Below are 17,372 nucleotides of genomic sequence, written 5' to 3' on the forward strand. Positions count from 1 at the left end.
ATTTCGTCCCCATGGCCTTCCCAAAGAGGCCGATACCGTGGGGCCCATGCCCACCGCACTCGTCACCGGCCCGACCGCCGGTATCGGCGCCGCATTCGCGCGTCGTCTGGCCAAGGACGGTTACCACCTCGTACTGGTGGCCCGGGACGCCGAGCGCCTGAACGCCCTGGCCCAGGAACTGGGGGATGCCGAGGTGATCGTCGCCGACCTGTCCGATCCGCAGCAGCGCCGGCCGGTGGTGGAACGTCTGCAGGACGAGCAGCGCCCGGTGCATCTGCTGGTCAACAACGCGGGCATCGGCGGGCAGGGTGACTTCTGGGCCACGCCGTTCGAGAAGCTGCACCGGCAGCTGGAGCTGAACGTGACGGCGGTGATGGAGCTGACCCATGCGGTGCTGCCCGGCATGAAGCAGCGCGGAGCGGGCGGCGTGATCAACGTTGCCAGCGTCGCCGGTCTGACCCCCGGGCGCGGTTCTACCTACACCGCCAGTAAGTCCTGGGTAGCAGCGCTGAGCGAGGGTCTGGCGAACGGGCTGCGGGGAACGGGCGTGCGGGTGCAGGCGCTGTGCCCCGGCTACACCCACACCGAGTTCCATGCCCGCGCGGGTATGGACATGGCCTGGGCCCCCGAGCTGCTCTGGCTGGACGCCGACTTCGTGGTCGACTCATCGCTCAAGGATCTTCAGCGAGATGTCGTTGTCTCGATCCCCAGCCTCAGGTACAAGGCGGTGGTGACCGCCTCACGGCTGGTTCCCCGCAGCCTGACCCGGTTCGTCGCGGCCCGGCTGGGCAGCCGTTCGCGCCCCTGATCCCGCCCCTGACGAAAGGGTTTTCGATGGCCAAGAACAAGCGTAAGGACGTCGGTGCGCACGAGAGTCCCTCGGCCACCCCTCGGCAGCTGGCCGAGTTGCTGCGCGTCGGCAAGAAGTTCGATCTCTCCAGGGTGGATTCCTCGGCCACGCCGGGTTTCTCCGGTGGCCGGGCCGACGGTGAGGTGGCACTCGCCCTGGGCGCGGCGCAGCTGTCCGAGCTGCAGGAGCGGCTGTTCGCGGCCGGGTTCAGCGGCAGCAGCAACGGCCGGGTCCTGCTGGTCATCCAGGGCATGGACACCTCGGGCAAGGGCGGCATCGTGCGCCACGTGGTCGGCGCCGTCGACCCGCAGGGCGTGCAGCACACCGCGTTCAAGGCGCCCACCGCCGAGGAACTGGCCCACGACTTCCTCTGGCGGGTCCGGCCCCGGGTGCCCGGCCCGGGCCTGATCGGTGTGTTCGACCGTTCGCACTACGAGGACGTGCTGATCGTCCGGGTGCACGACCTGGTCCCGCAGGCCGAGTGGGAGCCGCGCTACCAGGCGATCAACGAGTTCGAGGCCGAGCTGGCCGCCCAGGGCACCGCGATCGTGAAGGTGATGCTGCACATCTCCCCGGCCGAACAGCTGCGCCGGCTGGAGAAGCGGCTCTACCGGCCGGACAAGTACTGGAAGTACAGCGTGGCCGACCTGGACGAGCACGCCTACTGGGCGCAGTACCAGGAGGCGTACCAGGCCGCGCTCACCCGCTGCTCGGCGGGCGGCGCGCCCTGGTACGTGGTCCCGGCCGACCGGAAGTGGTACGCCCGGTGGGCCGTTCAGAGCCTGCTGATCGATGTGCTGACCAAGCTGGACCCGGTCTGGCCGGCCGCCACGTTCGACGTCGAGGCCGAGCGGGTCCGGCTGAAGGCCCTACTCGCCGCCCAGGGCCAGTAGCGCCACCGGGTAGGCGTCCAGCAGGGTGGCCAGTTCGACCGGGCCCCCGCTGAGCGTCTGCCCGGTGAGCAGATTCGTCCACTGGCCGACGGGCAGCACGACCACCGACGAACCCCAGCCGTGCTCCTCCAGGGTCAGCGGCTGCCGGGTGGCCACGGTGACGGCCTTGACCTGGTCTGCGGGACCCCGGCCGAAGGCCACGGCGTGCGTGGACGAGGTGGGCACGGGCGAGTAGCCGCCGCCGGTGAACCAGTCCGGGTGATCCCGCCGTAGCCGCAGGGCGGCCCGGGTGACGAGAAGCTTTTCGGCGTCCAGCTGTTCGTGGTGCGGCAGCTGAGCGACCGAGTTCGACTCGACGGCGTGCAGCAGTCCCTCGCGATAGGCGTAGTCGACCGGCCGCCGGTTGTCCGGGTCGACCAGGGAGAGATCGACGATCTCGGTGCCCTGGTAGACGTCCGGCACCCCCGGCATGGTCAGCTGCACCAGCTTCTGGCCCAGGATCGTGGCCCGGGCCCCCGGTTCGATCCGCCGGCTGAAACTCTGCACGCTGTCCAGGATCTCGCGATCCTCCAGAACGGCGCGGGCGAACTTCTCCACCGCCTCGTCGAACGCGGTGTCGGGGCTGGTCCACGAGGTGTGCTGCTTGGCCTCGCGGGTGGCCTTCGACAGGTAGTCCACGATCCGGTCCGAGCCCGGGGCGCCGTGCGCGCCCAAGGTGCCCAGAAGCGTCTGCCAGAAAAGATATTCGGTGGACGGGTCGGGGTAGCCGTTGGGGGAGCGGTGTTTCGTGGCCAGTTCGTGCCAATGACGGACGTGGGTGGCCCACTCCGCGGGAATCTCGGCGATCGGGGCCAACCGGGCCCGGGTGTCCTCCGAGCGCTTCGTGTCGTGGGTGGACAGCGTGGTCATGGTGCCCGGCCAGTCGTGTGCCAGCCGGGCGGCGAAAGCGTGGAACTCGTCCGCCGGGACCCCGAAATGCCCCGGCTCGCCGCCCACCTCGTTGAGCGAGATCAGCCGGTGGTAGCGGTAGAACGTGGTGTCCTCGATCCCCTTGGCCATCACCGGCCCGCAGGTCTGCTGGAAGCGGATCACCAGCTCGCCCCGCAGCGGGTCCTGGCCGGCCGCAACCCCGTCCAGCAGCAGGCTCTTCACCAGATCCAGGGTGGGCCGTAGCTCCGGTGCCAGCCGGTCCGCGGCAGCCCGGTAGGCCCGTTCCACCGTCTCGACGGCTTCGCCCGGGGCAGCCTCGCCCGGCACCACGTAGGCCCGGTACCGGTCCATCGCCACCAGCAGCTCGACCACCGAGTTGTGCAGCCCGCGCCGGGTGAAGTCGGCCAGGGCCGGGTCGGCGTCGCAGATCTCCTCGAGCAGGTCGGTCAGCCGCCGGACCTCGGTGTTCAGGCTGGTGTCGATGATCCGCCGCTTCGACACCTCGACCACCTCGTCCAGCGTCCGCTCGTCCCCGGTGAACTCGCGGTGCAGGGCCTCCAGCGGCGCCGCTCCGGCCGGGTCCACGAACAGCCCGCCGATCCGGTTCAGCGCGTCATACCCGGTGGTGCCCGCACACGGCCAGTCCGGCGGCAGGGTCTCCTCGCCCTCGAGGATCTTCTCCACCACCACCCAGGCGCCGTCCGTGGCCTCGGCGAGGTCGCGCAGGTAGCCCCGGGGGTCGGCCAGACCGTCCGGGTGGTCGATCCGCAGCCCGCTCAGCGAGCCGTTCTTGACCAGTTCGCCGATCAGGGCGTGGGTGGCGTCGAAGACCGGCCGGTTCTCCACCCGCACCGCGATCAGCGTGGTCACGTCGAAGAACCGGCGGTAGTTCAGCTCCTCGTCGGAGGTGCGCCAGAACGCCAGGCGGTACCACTGGGCGTCCAGAAGCTCCGGCAGCGGCAGGTTCTCGGTGCCGGGCCGGACCGGGAACTCGTGCCCGTAGTAGCGCAGCACGCTGCCGTCGGCCCAGATCTCACCGGCCTCGAGCACCTTCGGCAGCCGGTCGCCGAGCACCGGCACGATGATCTGCCCGGGTGCCCAGTTCACGTCGAACCAGGCCGCGTACTCCGACTCGGGCCCGTGCTGCAGCAGCGACCAGTACTGCGCGTTCAGCCGTTCCGGGGTGGGGATGGCCATGTGGTTGGGCACCACGTCGGCGATCGCGCACAGCCCCGACTCCCGCAACGACGCGACCATCGCGTCGAAGCCCGGCCGGCCACCGGCGTCCGCTGACAGCTCGTCGTGCGCCACCACGTCGTACCCGTGCCCCGATCCGGGCGTGGCCCGCAGGATCGGGGACAGGTAGGCGTGGGTGATCCCGAGGCGCGAGAGGTACGCGGCCCGCGCACCCACGTCCGCAAATCCGAACGAATCCCGTACCTGGAAGCGATAGGTCGAAACCGGGGTGCTCAAGCGCGTTTACCTTCCGACTCGAGGAGCGGGGGTCGGGGTCAGCCGGGGCGCCGCCCGCGGCACCATCTCGATCGGCTTGCCGAACCCTGCGGTCGCCTCGCTGCTGGCCTGCACGGTGCCCGGCCCGCTGCCGGAGCGGCCCCGGGCCGCCATCTGCGAGGGCGGCGTGTTCTCGTCGATCGTGGGCCGTTTGAGCACCACCACCGAGCGGGCCACCACGTGCACGAGTTCCCCGGGGGAGTAGGCGTCTCCGCCGTCCTCGTGGGTCACGTCGTCCACCGCCGTGTCCAGCAGAACCGTCCACCATTCACCGTACTCGGCCGGCGGCACGGCGAACTGAAGGTCTTCGTAGTGCGCGTTGAAGAAGATCAGGAACGAGTCGTCGATGATCTTGCGGCCGCGCTTGTCCGGGGCCATGATCCGCTCGCCGTTCAGGAACACCGCCACCGCGCGGGCGTAGCTCTGGTGCCAGTCGTCGTCGGCCATCGGCTGCCCGGCCGGGGTGAACCAGGCGATGTCGCCGACCTCGCTCTGCCCACCGCGCGAGGCCCCGCCCTTGAAGAACCGGCGGCGCCGGAACACCGGGTGCTCGTGCCGCAGCTTGACCGCGCGCCGGGTGAAGGCGTGCAGGTCGTTGTCCGGGCCCGCCATCTTCCAGTCGATCCAGGCCAGCTCGTTGTCCTGGCAGTAGACGTTGTTGTTGCCGTTCTGGGTACGGCCGAACTCGTCGCCGTGGGCCAGCATCGGCACGCCCTGCGAGAGCATCATCGTGAGGATGAAGTTGCGCTGCTGACGGGCCCGCAGCGCCAGGATGTTCTCGTCGTTGGTCTCGCCCTCGACCCCGCAGTTCCAGGACCGGTTGTGGCTCTCGCCGTCGGCCCCGCCCTCGCCGTTGGCCTCGTTGTGCTTCTCGTTGTAGGAGACCAGGTCCCGCAACGTGAAACCGTCGTGCGCGACCACGAAGTTGATGCTCGCCATCGGGTGCCGGCCGTCGTCCTGGTACAGGTCGGAGGAACCGGTCAGGCGGGAGGCGAACTCGCCCAGGGTGGAGGGCTCGCTGCGCCAGAAGTCGCGCACGGTGTCCCGGTACTTGCCGTTCCACTCGGTCCACAGCGGCGGGAAGTTGCCCACCTGGTACCCACCGTCGCCCAGGTCCCAGGGCTCGGCGATCAGCTTGGTCTGCGAGATCACCGGGTCCTGCTGGACGATGTCGAAGAACGCGCTGAGCCGGTCCACCTCGTGGAACTGCCGGGCCAGGGTGGCCGCCAGGTCGAAGCGGAAGCCGTCCACGTGCATGTCCAGCACCCAGTAGCGCAGCGAGTCCATGATCAGCTGCAGCACGTGCGGGCTGCGCATCAGCAGGCTGTTGCCGGTGCCGGTGGTGTCGTAGTAGTGCGAGCGGTCCTCGTCCACCAGCCGGTAGTAGGCGTTGTTGTCCAGGCCGCGGAAGGCGATGGTCGGGCCCAGGTGGTTGCCCTCGGCGGTGTGGTTGTAGACCACGTCCAGGATCACCTCGATCCCGGCCTCGTGCAGCGCCTTCACCATCATCTTGAACTCCTGCACCTGCTGGCCGCGCGAGCCGCTGGCGGAGTAGGTGTTCTGCGGGGCGAAGAAGCCGATGGTGTTGTAGCCCCAGTAGTTGGACAGGCCCTTGGCGGTCAGCGTGGTGTCGTTGACGAACTGGTGCACCGGCATCAGCTCGAGCGCGGTCACCCCCAGCTCGACCAGGTGGTCGATGATCGCCGGGTGCGCGATCGCCGCGTAGGTGCCGCGGATGTCCTCGGGCACCCCCGGGTGGGTCATGGTCAGGCCCTTGACGTGGGCCTCGTAGAACACCGTCTCGTGGTACTCGCGGCGCGGCGGCCGGTCGCTGCCCCAGTCGAAGTACGGGTTCACCACCACCGAGAGCATGGTGTGGCCCAGGCTGTCGTCCTGGTTGAAGGCGTCGGCCTCGTCGAACCGGTAGGAGAACAGCGACTCGTCGCCGTCGATCTGGCCGTCGATCGCCTTGGCGTACGGGTCGAGCAGCAGCTTGGCCGGATTGCAGCGGTGCCCGGCCTTGACGTCGTACGGGCCGTGCACCCGGTAGCCGTAGCGCTGGCCGGGGCCGACGCTGGGCAGGTAGCCGTGCCAGACGAAGCCGTCCACCTCGCCGAGCTCGACCCGCGACTCGGTGCCGTCGTCGGCGATCAGGCAGAGCTCCACCTGGTCGGCGACCTCGCTGAACACCGCGAAGTTGGTGCCCGCGCCGTCGTAGGTGGCGCCCAGCGGGTACGGATGGCCTGGCCAGATCTCCATGTACTTCCCGACTCCGAAAATCGAACTGCGCCTGCTGGGGCGGGTCCGCTGCTGCGGGCCGCGCCGGAAACACGTGCATTCTTGCGGCTCGCAGCTGATCCCGCCGGGTCAGGGCACTCCGACGCGCCGGTACGACCCGGAAGGAGGGGTTTTGCCCACCCCACCAGAGTGGCAGAGGCGGCCGGCGGACGACGGTCGGTCGCGGTGCCTATCCGGGCAGTGAGCGTTCCACGATCATCCGGGTCGACTTGCGGCTGACCGGCAGCGTTCCGTAGAGGGTGCCGCCGCTGCCGGCCACCCGGGTGGTGAGGAAGGTGGACGCCACCGGTTCAGGAGCGCTGCGTACCAGCAGCGAGGCCTGCAGCACCACGCCCAGGCGCTCGACCATCCAGCGGGCGCCGGCCTCCACCGCGGCCGGGTCCCGCCGGGCCTCGCGGGAGGCCGCCATCAGGAAGCCCGCCACCTCGTCCATCGCCCGGTCCAGCCGGGGGTCGCAGCCGCGGCCGCGGTCGATCTCGGCCAGCAGCACCTCCATCGAGCGCGGCTGCATCGCCATCGCCCGCAGCACGTCCAGCGCGCTGATGTTGCCCGGGCCCTCCCACAGCGGCCCGACCAGCGAGTCCCGGAACACCCGGGCCAGGCCGTGCTCCTCGACGTAGCCGTTGCCGCCCAGGCACTCCAGCGCCTCGGCCACCACCCCGGTCGCCCGCTTGCAGACCCAGAACTTGGCCACCGGCACGGCCGCCCGCAGCAGCTCGGTCTCACCCGCGTCCACCGCCGCGGCCAGGCGCATCGCCAGAACCGTGGCCGCCTCGCTCTCCAGCGCCAGGTCGGCCAGCACGTTCTGCATCAGCGGCTTGTCGGTCAGCGCCGAGCCGAACGTCTCGCGGTGCCGGCAGTGGTGCACCGCCCGGGCCACCGCCTGGCGCATCTGCCCGGCCGAGCGCAGCACCGCGTCCAGCCGGGTGGCGGTGAGCATGCCGGTCAGCGCCCGCATCCCCTTGCCCTCCTCACCCAGGCGGGCGGCCCAGGTGCCGTCCAGTTCCACCTCGGCGGGCAGGTTGGAGCGGGTGCCCACGGCGTTCTTCAGCCGCAGCAGCCGCCAGGTGTTGCGGCTGCCGTCGGCCAGCACCCGGGGCACCACGAAGGCGGTCAGGCCCTTGTCGGCGGTGGCCAGGACCAGGAACACGTCGCTCATCGGCGAGGAGACGAACCACTTCTGCCCGGTCAGCCGGTAGATGTGCTCACCCTCGACCGGGCCGTTGCCGTTCAGCTCGGGGATCGGGGTGGCCACGGTGGTGCCGGCCTTCGGGTCGGAACCGCCCTGCCGTTCGGTGACTGCCAGCCCGGCCAGGCAGCCCAGCTTCTCGCCGGGGGCCCGGAAGGCCGAGTCGTAGGAACGGGCGGCCAGCCGGGGGCGCCAGATCGCGTCCAGTTCCGGGTCGGTGCGCAGCGAGGGGACGGCGGCGTAGCTGGTGCTCAGCGAGGACAGGTGCCCGCCCTCGACCTGCGACCAGACGATCATCGCGGCGGCCCGGCCGGTGTGCGCGGCCATCGGGGCGGAGGCGTCCCAGGCCGCGGCGGTCAGCCCGGCCCGGACCCCGGACTGCATCAGCCGGTGCCAGGCCGGGTGGTACTCCACCTCGTCCACCCGGCGCCCGTGCGGGTCGTGCGTGCGCAGCGCCGGCGGATAGCGGTCCACCGACTCGGCCCAGCCCAGCGAGCGCGGTGCCCCGGCCAGGCGGCCCAGGTCGCGCAGCTTGGCCAGATGGGCCTTGCCCTCGTGCCGCTCGACCGCCTCGACCAGCACCTGGTCCTCGGAGAAGACATCGCGGTCGGCCGGCGCGGGCACCAGATTCAGTGCGTCGTCGGATTCGGCCACGAACGTCACCGTACCGACCGACACCCCGGTACACCGACAAGCCGGTAACAAGGGCACCTCAACGGCGCGTCGTGTCGCTCAGCCCGTTCTCAGGCCGTGGCGCTGGTCACGGCCCTGGTCACGGGGCGGCCACGGGTTACGAGATGGGACGGAAAGGTAGGTACGGTGACCGGCGTGGTCAGTGAAGCGGGCGCCAGTAACCCAGCGGTCCCGCCGGTAGCGGCCTGGGGGCTGCTCGGCCGGGTCCTGACCCTGCTGTGGTGGCTGACCACCGAGACCACCCGGATCTGCCTGCGCTACCGGGTCACCGGCCTGGCCGCCGAGGTCGGCTTCTTCGCCCTGCTCTCGCTGCCCCCGCTGGTCCTCGGCCTGGTCGGCAGCATCGGCTTCGTGGGTGACCTGATGGGCGCCGAGGCGGTCGCCGACCTGCGCGGCCGGCTGCGCGAGCTGACCTTGACCTTCCTGACCGCCGAGAGCGTCAGCTCGGTCATCCTGCCCACCTTCGACCAGGTGGTCGGGGCCGGGCGGGCGGACATCGTCTCGATCGGCTTCGTGCTGTCGCTGTGGTCCGGCTCCCGGGTGCTGAACGTGTACCTGGACACCGTCTCGATCATGTACGGCCTGGGTGGCCTGCGCGGCATCGTGCGCACCCGGGTGCTGTCGTTCTCGCTGTACTGCCTGGCCCTGATCGTCGGGATCGTGGTGATCCCGCTGGTCCTGATCGGGCCGGGCTGGCTGTCGCGGGTGCTGTACGGCGCGGGCTGGGACACCCTGGGCGACATCGGCGGTTCGGACTGGGTGTACTGGCCGGTGGTCTCGTTCGCCACGGTGGCCGGGATCGCCGGGCTCTACCACCTGTCCACGCCGATCCGCTCGCGCTGGTACCGGGACGTGCCGGGGGCCGTGCTGGCCCTGACCATCTGGGTGCTGACCAGCTTCGTGCTGCGCTGGGCGCTGAACGAGTCGGTCGGCGGCACCTCGATCTACGGTCCGCTGGCCACCCCGATCGTGGTGCTGATCTGGCTGTACTTCCTGGCCATCGCGGTGCTGATCGGGGCGGCACTGAACGCGGCCATCGACGAGCGCTGGCCCACCCCGGCGCGGGTGGAGGCCCGGGCCCGGGTGCGCGAGCGGCACGAGGCCGCGGTGGCCGGACTGCCCGCTTCCTCCGGGAAGCCGGCCAAGACGGACGAGCAACCCGAGACGCTGACCCCGCTCGCCCCGCGTCCGCCGTTCGCCCATCCGGTCAGTACCCAGGAACCGCTGCCGGAACCGGAGACCAAGCCGAATCCGACGATCCAGGCGAGCCGATCGTCCGTTGCTGGTTCTGCTGTTGCTGGTTCTGCCTCTGTCGACCACTCTGCCGACGAACCTGACCCCCGCTATCCGGCTCCTCTGCCGCCGCCCGACGCCCCCTGAGGAAAATCAGGCGACAGCACGGCGGGGATTACCTACCTTGGAAACGCGCCGGGAAACGTCCCGGTAAGCATCCCGAGCCACTTCCGGGCACCCCGGTCGTGGCGCGGGAGTCGTAGCGATGCGCCTTCTCGGCGTATGGGAGGAGGTCGAGATGTCCACACCCGTCAGGGACGGACGTCCCGCGCAACTGCGCGCGAGCACCCCTCCGTTCGCTCCTCCCGCGCCCGCCTGACCCGTCGCACACCGCCGACGGCCGGAAGGGCACCTCATTTCCGAGAGGTACCACCGTGACTTCAGCATGCCCCAACCCCGTCAAGGGAGTCGTGGTCCGAGTCGATCGAGGCATCGCCACGGTCGACCTGGGGCCCGGCGAGAACGAACCAGCAACGGACGTCGGCGACCCGTCGGTGCCTTCCGGCACCGTGCGGGCCAGCTGGGGAGGCAGCCTGCTGGCGGCCGTCCACGACGACCCCGATGCCGCCCCCACCACCGGCGACCGGGTGCAATTGCGCTGGTGGCCGGACGAGCGGATCACCGTGGAGGCGGTCTGCCCCCGCAGCACGCTGCTCACCCGGGCCGACGCCGCCGGTACCACCCGCCGCCAGGTGCTCGCGGCCAACGTCGACGTGGTCGCGGTGGTCGAGGGCCTGCTGCCGGAGCCCAACCACAACCGCATCGCCCGGCTGCTGGCCCTGGCCTGGGCCAGTGGTGCCCAGCCGGTGGTGATCCTGACCAAGGCCGACCTCGAGCCCGAGGCACAGCGGATCGCGACCGAACTGCAGACCCTGAACGCCTGCCCGGTGCACGCCGTGTCCTCCGCCGACGGCGAGGGCATCGAGCAGATCCGCGCCCTGTTCGCCGGCGGGCGTACCGTGGCCCTCCTCGGCCCGTCCGGCGCAGGCAAGTCCAGCCTGGTGAACGCCCTGTCCGGCGACAACCTGATGCGCGTCAACGCCCTGCGCCAGGACGGCAAGGGACGCCACACCACGGTCACCCGCGAGCTGCATCCGGTGGCCGGCGGCTACGTGATCGACGGCCCGGGCCTGCGTAGCGTCGGGGTGAACACCGCGGCGGGACTGGACGAGACCTTCGCCGACATCACCGCACTGGCCGAGAGCTGCCGGTTCGGCGACTGCGGCCACTCGGTGGAACCGGGCTGCGCGGTGATCGGGGCGATCCAGAGCGGCGAGCTGACCCTGGAGCGCTTCGAGTCCTACCGGGCCCTGGTGGCCGAGGGCTTCCGCCAAGAGGTGCGCCGAGACGCCCGGCTGCGCCACGAGGAACTCCGCAAGCGCAAGGTGATGCACAAAGCTCTGCGCCGCCAGTACCAGAAGCCCCCGGACCGCGGCCGCTGGTGAAAGCCTGGACGGCTTGCCCGAGCGGGTCGGGCGCCCCCTGCGATGCGTACATCGAGTACATCAGGTACCAGGTGTACACGATGTAAGCAGGCCACGAGGTTCCCTTTCGCCGCCGCAGAACATCCCCCGCTGTCCCCGCCCTGACCTTGCCACCACCCACTCACGCCACCCCGACAGTCCTGTCGCCCGGACAACCCGCACCATCTCCCAAGCCGGGCGCACCCACCCCACAGCCATGATCGGGAAGACAAAAACACGTCATAGCGTCTTTTGTCTTCCCGATCATCGGCTCTCGCGCTCGCCCGGAAGCGGAAGCGGAAGCGGAAGCCGGAGTCGGAGTCGGGTAGGCGGCCGGCCCAAGCCTTGACCGTCCGGCTATGTCCATCTCGTCATCGTCTTCCCGGCCACCCTGCCACCGGGAGAAAGGTTCGTTCCCTGGCCGGGGTATTCGCCCTGAGGTCCTTGATATCTAGCGTGGCTGGTGAGGTTGTAGAGATTCCGGCCTCTGAACACGCACAAGGGGGCCAGGTTGCTCGAGGGATGGAGTTTCAATCCGCCGCCGCACTGGCCGCGTCCGCCGCGGGGGTGGATGCCGTCGGCCGACTGGGAGCCGGATCCTGACTGGGGGCCCGTTCCGCCGGGGTGGCAGCTCTGGGTCCCTACGCCCCCGACGCGACGTATCTGGCCGGTTCTGCTCTGCGTGGCCGGCGTGATCGCCTTGTCGGTGGTCTCGGTGATTTGGCTGCCGCGAATGTCCAATGCTGCACTCGTTGCCGGGTCGGACCGTGAGCATCCGGCCGATATGGGTTACCGGACAATGGGTTCCGTACCTGAACCACTGGCCGAGGGGACCCGGACGCCGGAAGTGGCCGAGGGGCCGCCGGTGGCGGCCACGACCGGGACGACGGCGCCGCAGTTTGAGAGCTGTGCCACATTGACTTCTGCTTATCCGCATGGAATCGGCCTGCCGATGGCCGTCGACCGGCCCGGGCCGTACCGAGATGTCCGGCAGGAAACCGCAGTTCCGCCGTTCTTGCGCTCGTTCGGCGTTCCTGCCCGGCTCGTCCCGCCGGGCGGCCCCGGCCCGGCCGCGAATCCGAATCTGCTGCCGGTCAAGGACTTCGGGCGCAGCACGGCGCTTTACGGGGCCAACCAGGATCTGGACGAGGACCGGGACGGCATCGCCTGCGAGCGCTGAAACCAGACATGGGCGAATCGTTATGCTTGCATTGCTCGGTGTCGAGTTAGCTTGTCCTGTCGATGATTTGCCGACACGCCGAGCGCGGGCCGATACGCGCCAGCAGTTATCCACAGATTTCGCTTCCGGGGGCGAGATTGTCGCCACGGGCGCCTAGTATCAGTGGTGCCGGGATCGGTGCTCGGTGAAAAGCGCTGCAAGACAGGGGGACATAGTGCGTGCTATGGCGCAGGTCGCCTCCTGCTCCGCGGTGGTCAGGAGATGGGTGAGGGCAGGCAGAACGGTTGTGCCGGGGAGGTCCCGCTAGATGTGGATGTGTGCCGTCTGACCGGTTCGGGCGCTCCGGGCACGGTGAATGCCGTTCCGCCGGAGCGTGTCCGGAGTCACGTTTGGCTTTTGCCCAGGCCCGGCCGACCAGGGTGACGAAGAAACGAAGGAGTCCGATGACGCAGTCCACCAGTACCAGCGAATGCGGTGATCCCGTCGAACCCGACGCCCTCGTGCGGGCCGGGTGCGCGGCCGCCGGCCGAGGTCACATCCGTGAGGCGCTGCGCCTGTTCGGTGCTGCGGCGCTGGCCGGTGACGGTGCGGCCCAGCTGAACCTGGGCAACACCTACATGCAGCTCGGCCGCCGGTCGGACGCGGCCGAGGCGTTCGCGGCGGCCCTGGCTGCGGGCGAGGAGGGGGCGGCCTACGGGCTGGGCCGCGCTCTGGAGGACATGGGCCGGGCCGATGCCGCGCTGGAGGCCTACCAGCAGGCCTGGGCCGAGGGCGACGCCAAGGGGGCGATCGGCGCCAGCTGGATCCTGAGCGACCGCGGGCACCGGATCGAGTCGTTCGAGTTGCTGCGCGCAGCGGTCGAGCGCGGCAGCGACCTGGCCGCCGGGGTACTCGGGGTGCGGCTGTGGGAGGAGGAGCGGGCGCGCGAGGCCGAAGGGCTGCTGAGCCGGGCCCTCAGCCTGTACCCGCCGACCCGTCCGCCGCTGGCCGAGATGTACCTGGAGCAGGGCCGCGCCGCCGAGGCGCTGGCGGTACTGCGAGAAGGCACCGAGGCGCTGGAGGTCGAGTGCTTCTTGCCGATGGGCAACCTGCTCTACGAGGTGGCCGACAACTGCGAGGCGGCCGAGGCGGCCTACCGGATGGGCCTGAGCCTGGGCGACGCCAACTGCCGGCTGAACCTGGCCCTGCTGCTGCGCGCCACCGACCGCGAGGCCGAGGGCATGACCCTGCTGCTGGCCGCGGTCGAGGCGGGGGACGAACTGGCCCGAAAGCACATGGAGATGGAATAGCGCCTGACCTTCAGGGTGCCGTCGTTGCTGCGTACCGGCATGCTGGTAGTCCTGGCAGCGGCTGGCAGCGGGCGAGTCACGCGCCCATCGGAAGGGGCGTGGTGGACGGGTGTCGGTGGGGGAACGCGCGGAGAGGGTGCACGACCGGGTAGACCACTTCCAGCAGAAGCACCCGGTCGTCGGTTTTCCCCTGGCCGTCATCTACAAGTTCTTCGACGACCAGGGCGGCTACCTCGCCGCGCTGATCACCTACTACGGCTTCCTGTCGGTGTTCCCGCTGCTGCTGTTGCTGGCCTCGGTCCTGGGCTTCATCCTCCAGGGCAATCCCGACCTGCAGCGCACCATTCTCGACTCGGCACTGAGCCAGTTCCCGGTGATCGGTGACCAGCTCGGCGACCCGCAGGGCCTGCGCGGCAGCGCCACCGCCGTGGCGATCGGCCTGGTCGGCTCGATCTACGGTGCGCTCGGCGTGGCCAACGCCACCCAGAACGCGCTGAACACGATGTGGGCCGTCCCGCGCAACCGGCGGCCCAACCCGATCGCCGCCCGGCTGCGCAGCCTGTTCCTGCTCGCCGTCGGCGCCCTGACCTTCATCGTCACCGGCAGCCTGGGCAGCATCGGCACCAACGTCAACGGCTTCGCCGACCTGCTCAACTTCAACGAGGTGCTGCGCCTGGTCTCCGGCCTGGCCGGCATCGCGCTGATCACCTTCTTCTTCATGTTCCTGTTCCGCTGGGGCACCACCCGCCGGCTCACCCGTCTGGAGGTGTTGCCCGGAGCGCTCGCCGCGGCCTTCGTCTGGCAGGCGCTGCAGCAGTTCGGAACCGTCTACGTGGGCAGCGTGGTGCGCCAGGCCGACGCCACCAACGGAGTCTTCGCCATCGTCCTGGGCCTGATCGCCTGGATCTACCTGGCCGTCGTGGCCCTGCTGATCTGCGCCGAGGCCAACGTCGTGCGGGTCCGCCGGCTCTATCCCCGCACCCTGCTCACCCCGTTCACCGACGACGTGGACCTCACCGAGGCCGACCAACGCGCCTACCGCAGCTACGCTCGCGCCCAGCGCACCAAGGACTTCGAATGGGTAGACGTCGGCTTCGAGCACGACGGCCAGAACGCCACCGCCCGTCGGCGCCGGAGAACCGCCCGGGCCCAGGCCAAGGAGGCGCTGCGGGCGCAGGGCGCTCCGGGGGAGCAGAACCCAGATCCAGCAGAGGACGAGCGGACCGCCCCGGGCGAACCAGGCACAGCTGACGAGGTTTCCGAGTCGGGTTCAGGGCCAGATCCAGTTACGGGTCCGGCGACAGACGCGGGCCCGGCCGGGGGTACGGAGCAGAACCAGAGTCTGGGTGCGGGCCGGAGTCTCGGATCAAGGCGCGGCAGAGGGCCGGCCGGCACCAGCATCCCGGAGACCAGGCCTGCCGAAGAACCAGGCGTTCCACAGCACGACTGACCCGGTAGCGGGTGGCCAGCGCTGACCAGCACCACCCCGCTGGAGCGACGAACGGCCCGAACGAGCAGCCGGATTAGCATCCCGTTCGGAGGCCGTCCCAGGGATCATGTGGACCCGGGGAATCTCCACCCACCCGGACCACCCTGCCCTCAAGACCTGAGGAGGACGCCGAGACGTGGCACAGCTGGCTGCACGACAGGGGAGAGCAGAACTTCACCTTCACGATCGAGCACATCGACGCCAAGCAGAGAGCTGGAGCACCGCAGTGCCTTTGGTGCACAACGGCCAGGAGTACTTTCTGCCGGAGAACGACCACGACACCGGCCTCCAGGTGACCCCGCGTCCGCTGCGCTGGAAGATCGCCGGTGGCTGGACCGGGCGCACGCTCACTGCACTGCACGGTGCGCCGGCCCGGATCCGCACCCGGATGGCATCGGCGTGGTAATCAGTTTCGGCCCGATCGACCGGGACGTGAGCACACCGTTCCTCCTGAACGGCACCTGGGTGGACCTGCTCGACGCCGGGTTCGAGTCCGATCAGCCCTGCATACTGTGCCGTCTGCACGTTCCCTGAAAGGGGGCCCGGATGCTCGTCACCCTGCACCGCAGCGGTGGTTTCGCCGCTGTTCCCGGTCTCAGCCGAAAACTGTCGGTGGATACCGCTAGTCTTCCCAAAAGTGAGGCCGAGGAGCTCGAGTCGGCGGTCCGGGCGGCCCGGATCGCCGAACTTGCGCAGCAGTCCGAGGCCACACGGTCAGCCCAGTCTGCACCCACGGCGGGTGACCGCTTCGTGTACCACCTGAGTGTGAAGGACGGAACCACCAGTCATGCGGTAGCCGTCACCGAGCCCTTCGCGGACCCGGCGATGGAGGCCCTGATCGATCTGCTGTCGTCATATTCGTGAGCCAAGGGGGAGCGAAATGAACGCATCGCAACGACCTGTCGCCGGCCACCCGAACCTCAAACTGGGGCTGCACCACGTGCTCCCGCCGTACATGCTCGAGCACCTCGCCGAGAACGGCCCGCAGGAGCTGCGCGAGGCCGCTCTGGTCGACCTGGGCATCGACCGGCAGTTGCGGGGCGCCCGGGTGGCGCAGCCGCTGGCCCGGATCGGCACCGCCGCGGAGGCGGCCGACACCACGCCCAACCGAACCATTTTCGACGCCGGCAATCGCCGCACCCTGCCCGGCGACGAGGTACTGCGCGAGGGCGAGGCCCCGGTGGACGACGTGGCCGTCACCGAGGCCTACGACGGGCTCGGCGCCACCTTCCGGTTCTGGTGGGAGATCTTCCAGCGCAACTCGATCGACGCCAACGGCCTGCCGCTCGATGCCACGGTGCACTACGGCCGCGACTACGACAACGCCTTCTGGAACGGCGAGCAGATGGTGTTCGGCGACGGCGACGGCACCCTGTTCAACCGCTTCACCGTCGCGATCGACGTGATCGGGCACGAACTGGCGCACGGCGTCATCGGGGCCGTGCGCGACCTGGAGTACCAGGACCAGGCGGGCGCGCTCAACGAGTCGCTGGCCGACGTCTTCGGCAGCCTGGTCAAGCAGCACGCGGCCGAACCGCAGATCACCGCCGAGGAGGCGGACTGGCTGATCGGCGCCGGGCTGCTGGCCAGTGCGGTGCAGGGAGTGGCGCTGCGCTCGATGAAGGAGCCGGGCACCGCCTACGACGATCCCAACCTGGGCAAGGACCCGCAACCCGCCTCGATGGCCGACTACCAGGAGATGCAGGAGGACAACGGCGGGGTGCACGTCAACTCCGGCATCCCCAACCGCGCCTTCTACCTGGCCGCCATCGGCTTCGGCGGCTACGCGTGGGAGAAGGCCGGCCGCGTCTGGTTCGCCACCCTGTCCAGCCCGGAGCTGACCACCACGGCCACGTTCACCGAGTTCGCCACGATCAGCGTGGCCCGGGCCGAAGAACTGTTCGGGGTGGAAGGCCGGGACATCGTGGCCGGCGCCTGGACCGAGGTGGGCGTAGAACTCGCGGTCGGAGAAGCTGCCGGGGAGACCGAGGAAGCGACCACGCCGCAGACCGGGGACCTCACCGAAGACCAGGTCATCGACGTGACCGGGGACAAGACCGTAGACGTGACCGGAATCGAAGGAGAAACGAAAGCGGCGCAGAACTGAGACGCGCAGAACTGGGACGCGCAGAACTGGGACGCGTACAGCTGGAGGCGGCGGCGGACTGGGACGCGTACAGCTGGGGCAGCAGCGAACTGGGCAGCGTGAAGCGAGCCACATAGCGCTGAACCGGTGAAGACGCCGGACGGGCCGGGGAGGTCGGTCCCCGGCCCGGTGCGTGTCCCAGGGGCG

General features: G+C 70.0%; 13 protein-coding genes. 10 read left to right on the forward strand and 3 right to left on the reverse strand.

Annotated elements, in window-relative coordinates; translation table 11 throughout:
- The first annotated feature begins 46 nt into the window (after positions 1-46).
- Positions 47-808 carry an SDR family NAD(P)-dependent oxidoreductase gene (locus tag LR394_RS25360; RefSeq protein WP_231446585.1) on the forward strand — a complete coding sequence of 254 codons (762 nt, stop codon included), beginning with the start codon at positions 47-49 and terminating at the stop codon, positions 806-808.
- A gap of 26 nt (positions 809-834) precedes the next feature.
- Positions 835-1,743, forward strand: coding sequence for a PPK2 family polyphosphate kinase (locus LR394_RS25365; protein WP_231446587.1), 909 nt, complete (start codon positions 835-837; stop codon positions 1,741-1,743).
- Here the strand turns inward: LR394_RS25365 and treY are convergent.
- The 3 genes from treY to LR394_RS25380 form a co-directional block, all read right to left on the reverse strand.
- Positions 1,720-4,146: a malto-oligosyltrehalose synthase gene (treY, locus tag LR394_RS25370; protein ID WP_231446590.1), complete on the reverse strand. Its 2,427-nt coding sequence runs from the start codon at positions 4,144-4,146 to the stop codon at positions 1,720-1,722. The genes LR394_RS25365 and treY overlap by 24 nt on opposite strands.
- Positions 4,147-4,152: 6 nt before the next feature.
- Positions 4,153-6,444 (reverse strand): glycogen debranching protein GlgX, encoded by a 2,292-nt coding sequence (glgX, locus tag LR394_RS25375; protein WP_231446592.1) that lies wholly within the window; start codon positions 6,442-6,444, stop codon positions 4,153-4,155.
- A gap of 208 nt (positions 6,445-6,652) precedes the next feature.
- Complete coding sequence (locus LR394_RS25380) at positions 6,653-8,326, reverse strand: acyl-CoA dehydrogenase family protein (protein ID WP_231446594.1); 1,674 nt, start codon at positions 8,324-8,326, stop codon at positions 6,653-6,655.
- Between the two features lie 165 nt (positions 8,327-8,491).
- Between LR394_RS25380 and LR394_RS25385 the strand changes: the two genes are divergently transcribed.
- From LR394_RS25385 to LR394_RS25420, 8 genes are all read left to right on the forward strand, one after another.
- A complete protein-coding gene (locus LR394_RS25385) occupies positions 8,492-9,745 on the forward strand; it encodes a YihY/virulence factor BrkB family protein (RefSeq protein ID WP_231446596.1) in 1,254 nt (417 codons plus the stop codon).
- 323 nt (positions 9,746-10,068) lie between these two features.
- The gene (gene rsgA, locus LR394_RS25390) at positions 10,069-11,103 is read left to right on the forward strand and encodes a ribosome small subunit-dependent GTPase A (RefSeq protein WP_231446598.1); all 1,035 of its coding nucleotides are present in this window, start codon (positions 10,069-10,071) and stop codon (positions 11,101-11,103) included.
- A 700-nt stretch (positions 11,104-11,803) separates the two neighbouring features.
- On the forward strand, positions 11,804-12,301 hold the full coding sequence (locus LR394_RS25395; RefSeq protein WP_231446600.1) for an excalibur calcium-binding domain-containing protein: 498 nt from the start codon (positions 11,804-11,806) through the stop codon (positions 12,299-12,301).
- 443 nt (positions 12,302-12,744) lie between these two features.
- Complete coding sequence (locus LR394_RS25400; protein ID WP_231446603.1) at positions 12,745-13,590, forward strand: tetratricopeptide repeat protein; 846 nt, start codon at positions 12,745-12,747, stop codon at positions 13,588-13,590.
- Positions 13,591-13,699: 109 nt separating this feature from the next.
- Positions 13,700-15,040 carry a YihY/virulence factor BrkB family protein gene (locus tag LR394_RS25405; RefSeq protein WP_231446605.1) on the forward strand — a complete coding sequence of 447 codons (1,341 nt, stop codon included), beginning with the start codon at positions 13,700-13,702 and terminating at the stop codon, positions 15,038-15,040.
- A gap of 265 nt (positions 15,041-15,305) precedes the next feature.
- A complete protein-coding gene (locus LR394_RS25410; RefSeq protein ID WP_231446607.1) occupies positions 15,306-15,485 on the forward strand; it encodes a hypothetical protein in 180 nt (59 codons plus the stop codon).
- A gap of 140 nt (positions 15,486-15,625) precedes the next feature.
- On the forward strand, positions 15,626-15,943 hold the full coding sequence (locus LR394_RS25415; protein ID WP_231446609.1) for a protealysin inhibitor emfourin: 318 nt from the start codon (positions 15,626-15,628) through the stop codon (positions 15,941-15,943).
- Positions 15,944-15,959: 16 nt separating this feature from the next.
- Positions 15,960-17,186 (forward strand): M4 family metallopeptidase, encoded by a 1,227-nt coding sequence (locus LR394_RS25420; protein ID WP_231446612.1) that lies wholly within the window; start codon positions 15,960-15,962, stop codon positions 17,184-17,186.
- Positions 17,187-17,372 lie beyond the last annotated feature (186 nt).

The organism is Kineosporia babensis, from assembly GCF_021129305.1.
Classification (GTDB): Bacteria; Actinomycetota; Actinomycetes; order Actinomycetales; family Kineosporiaceae; genus Kineosporia; species Kineosporia babensis.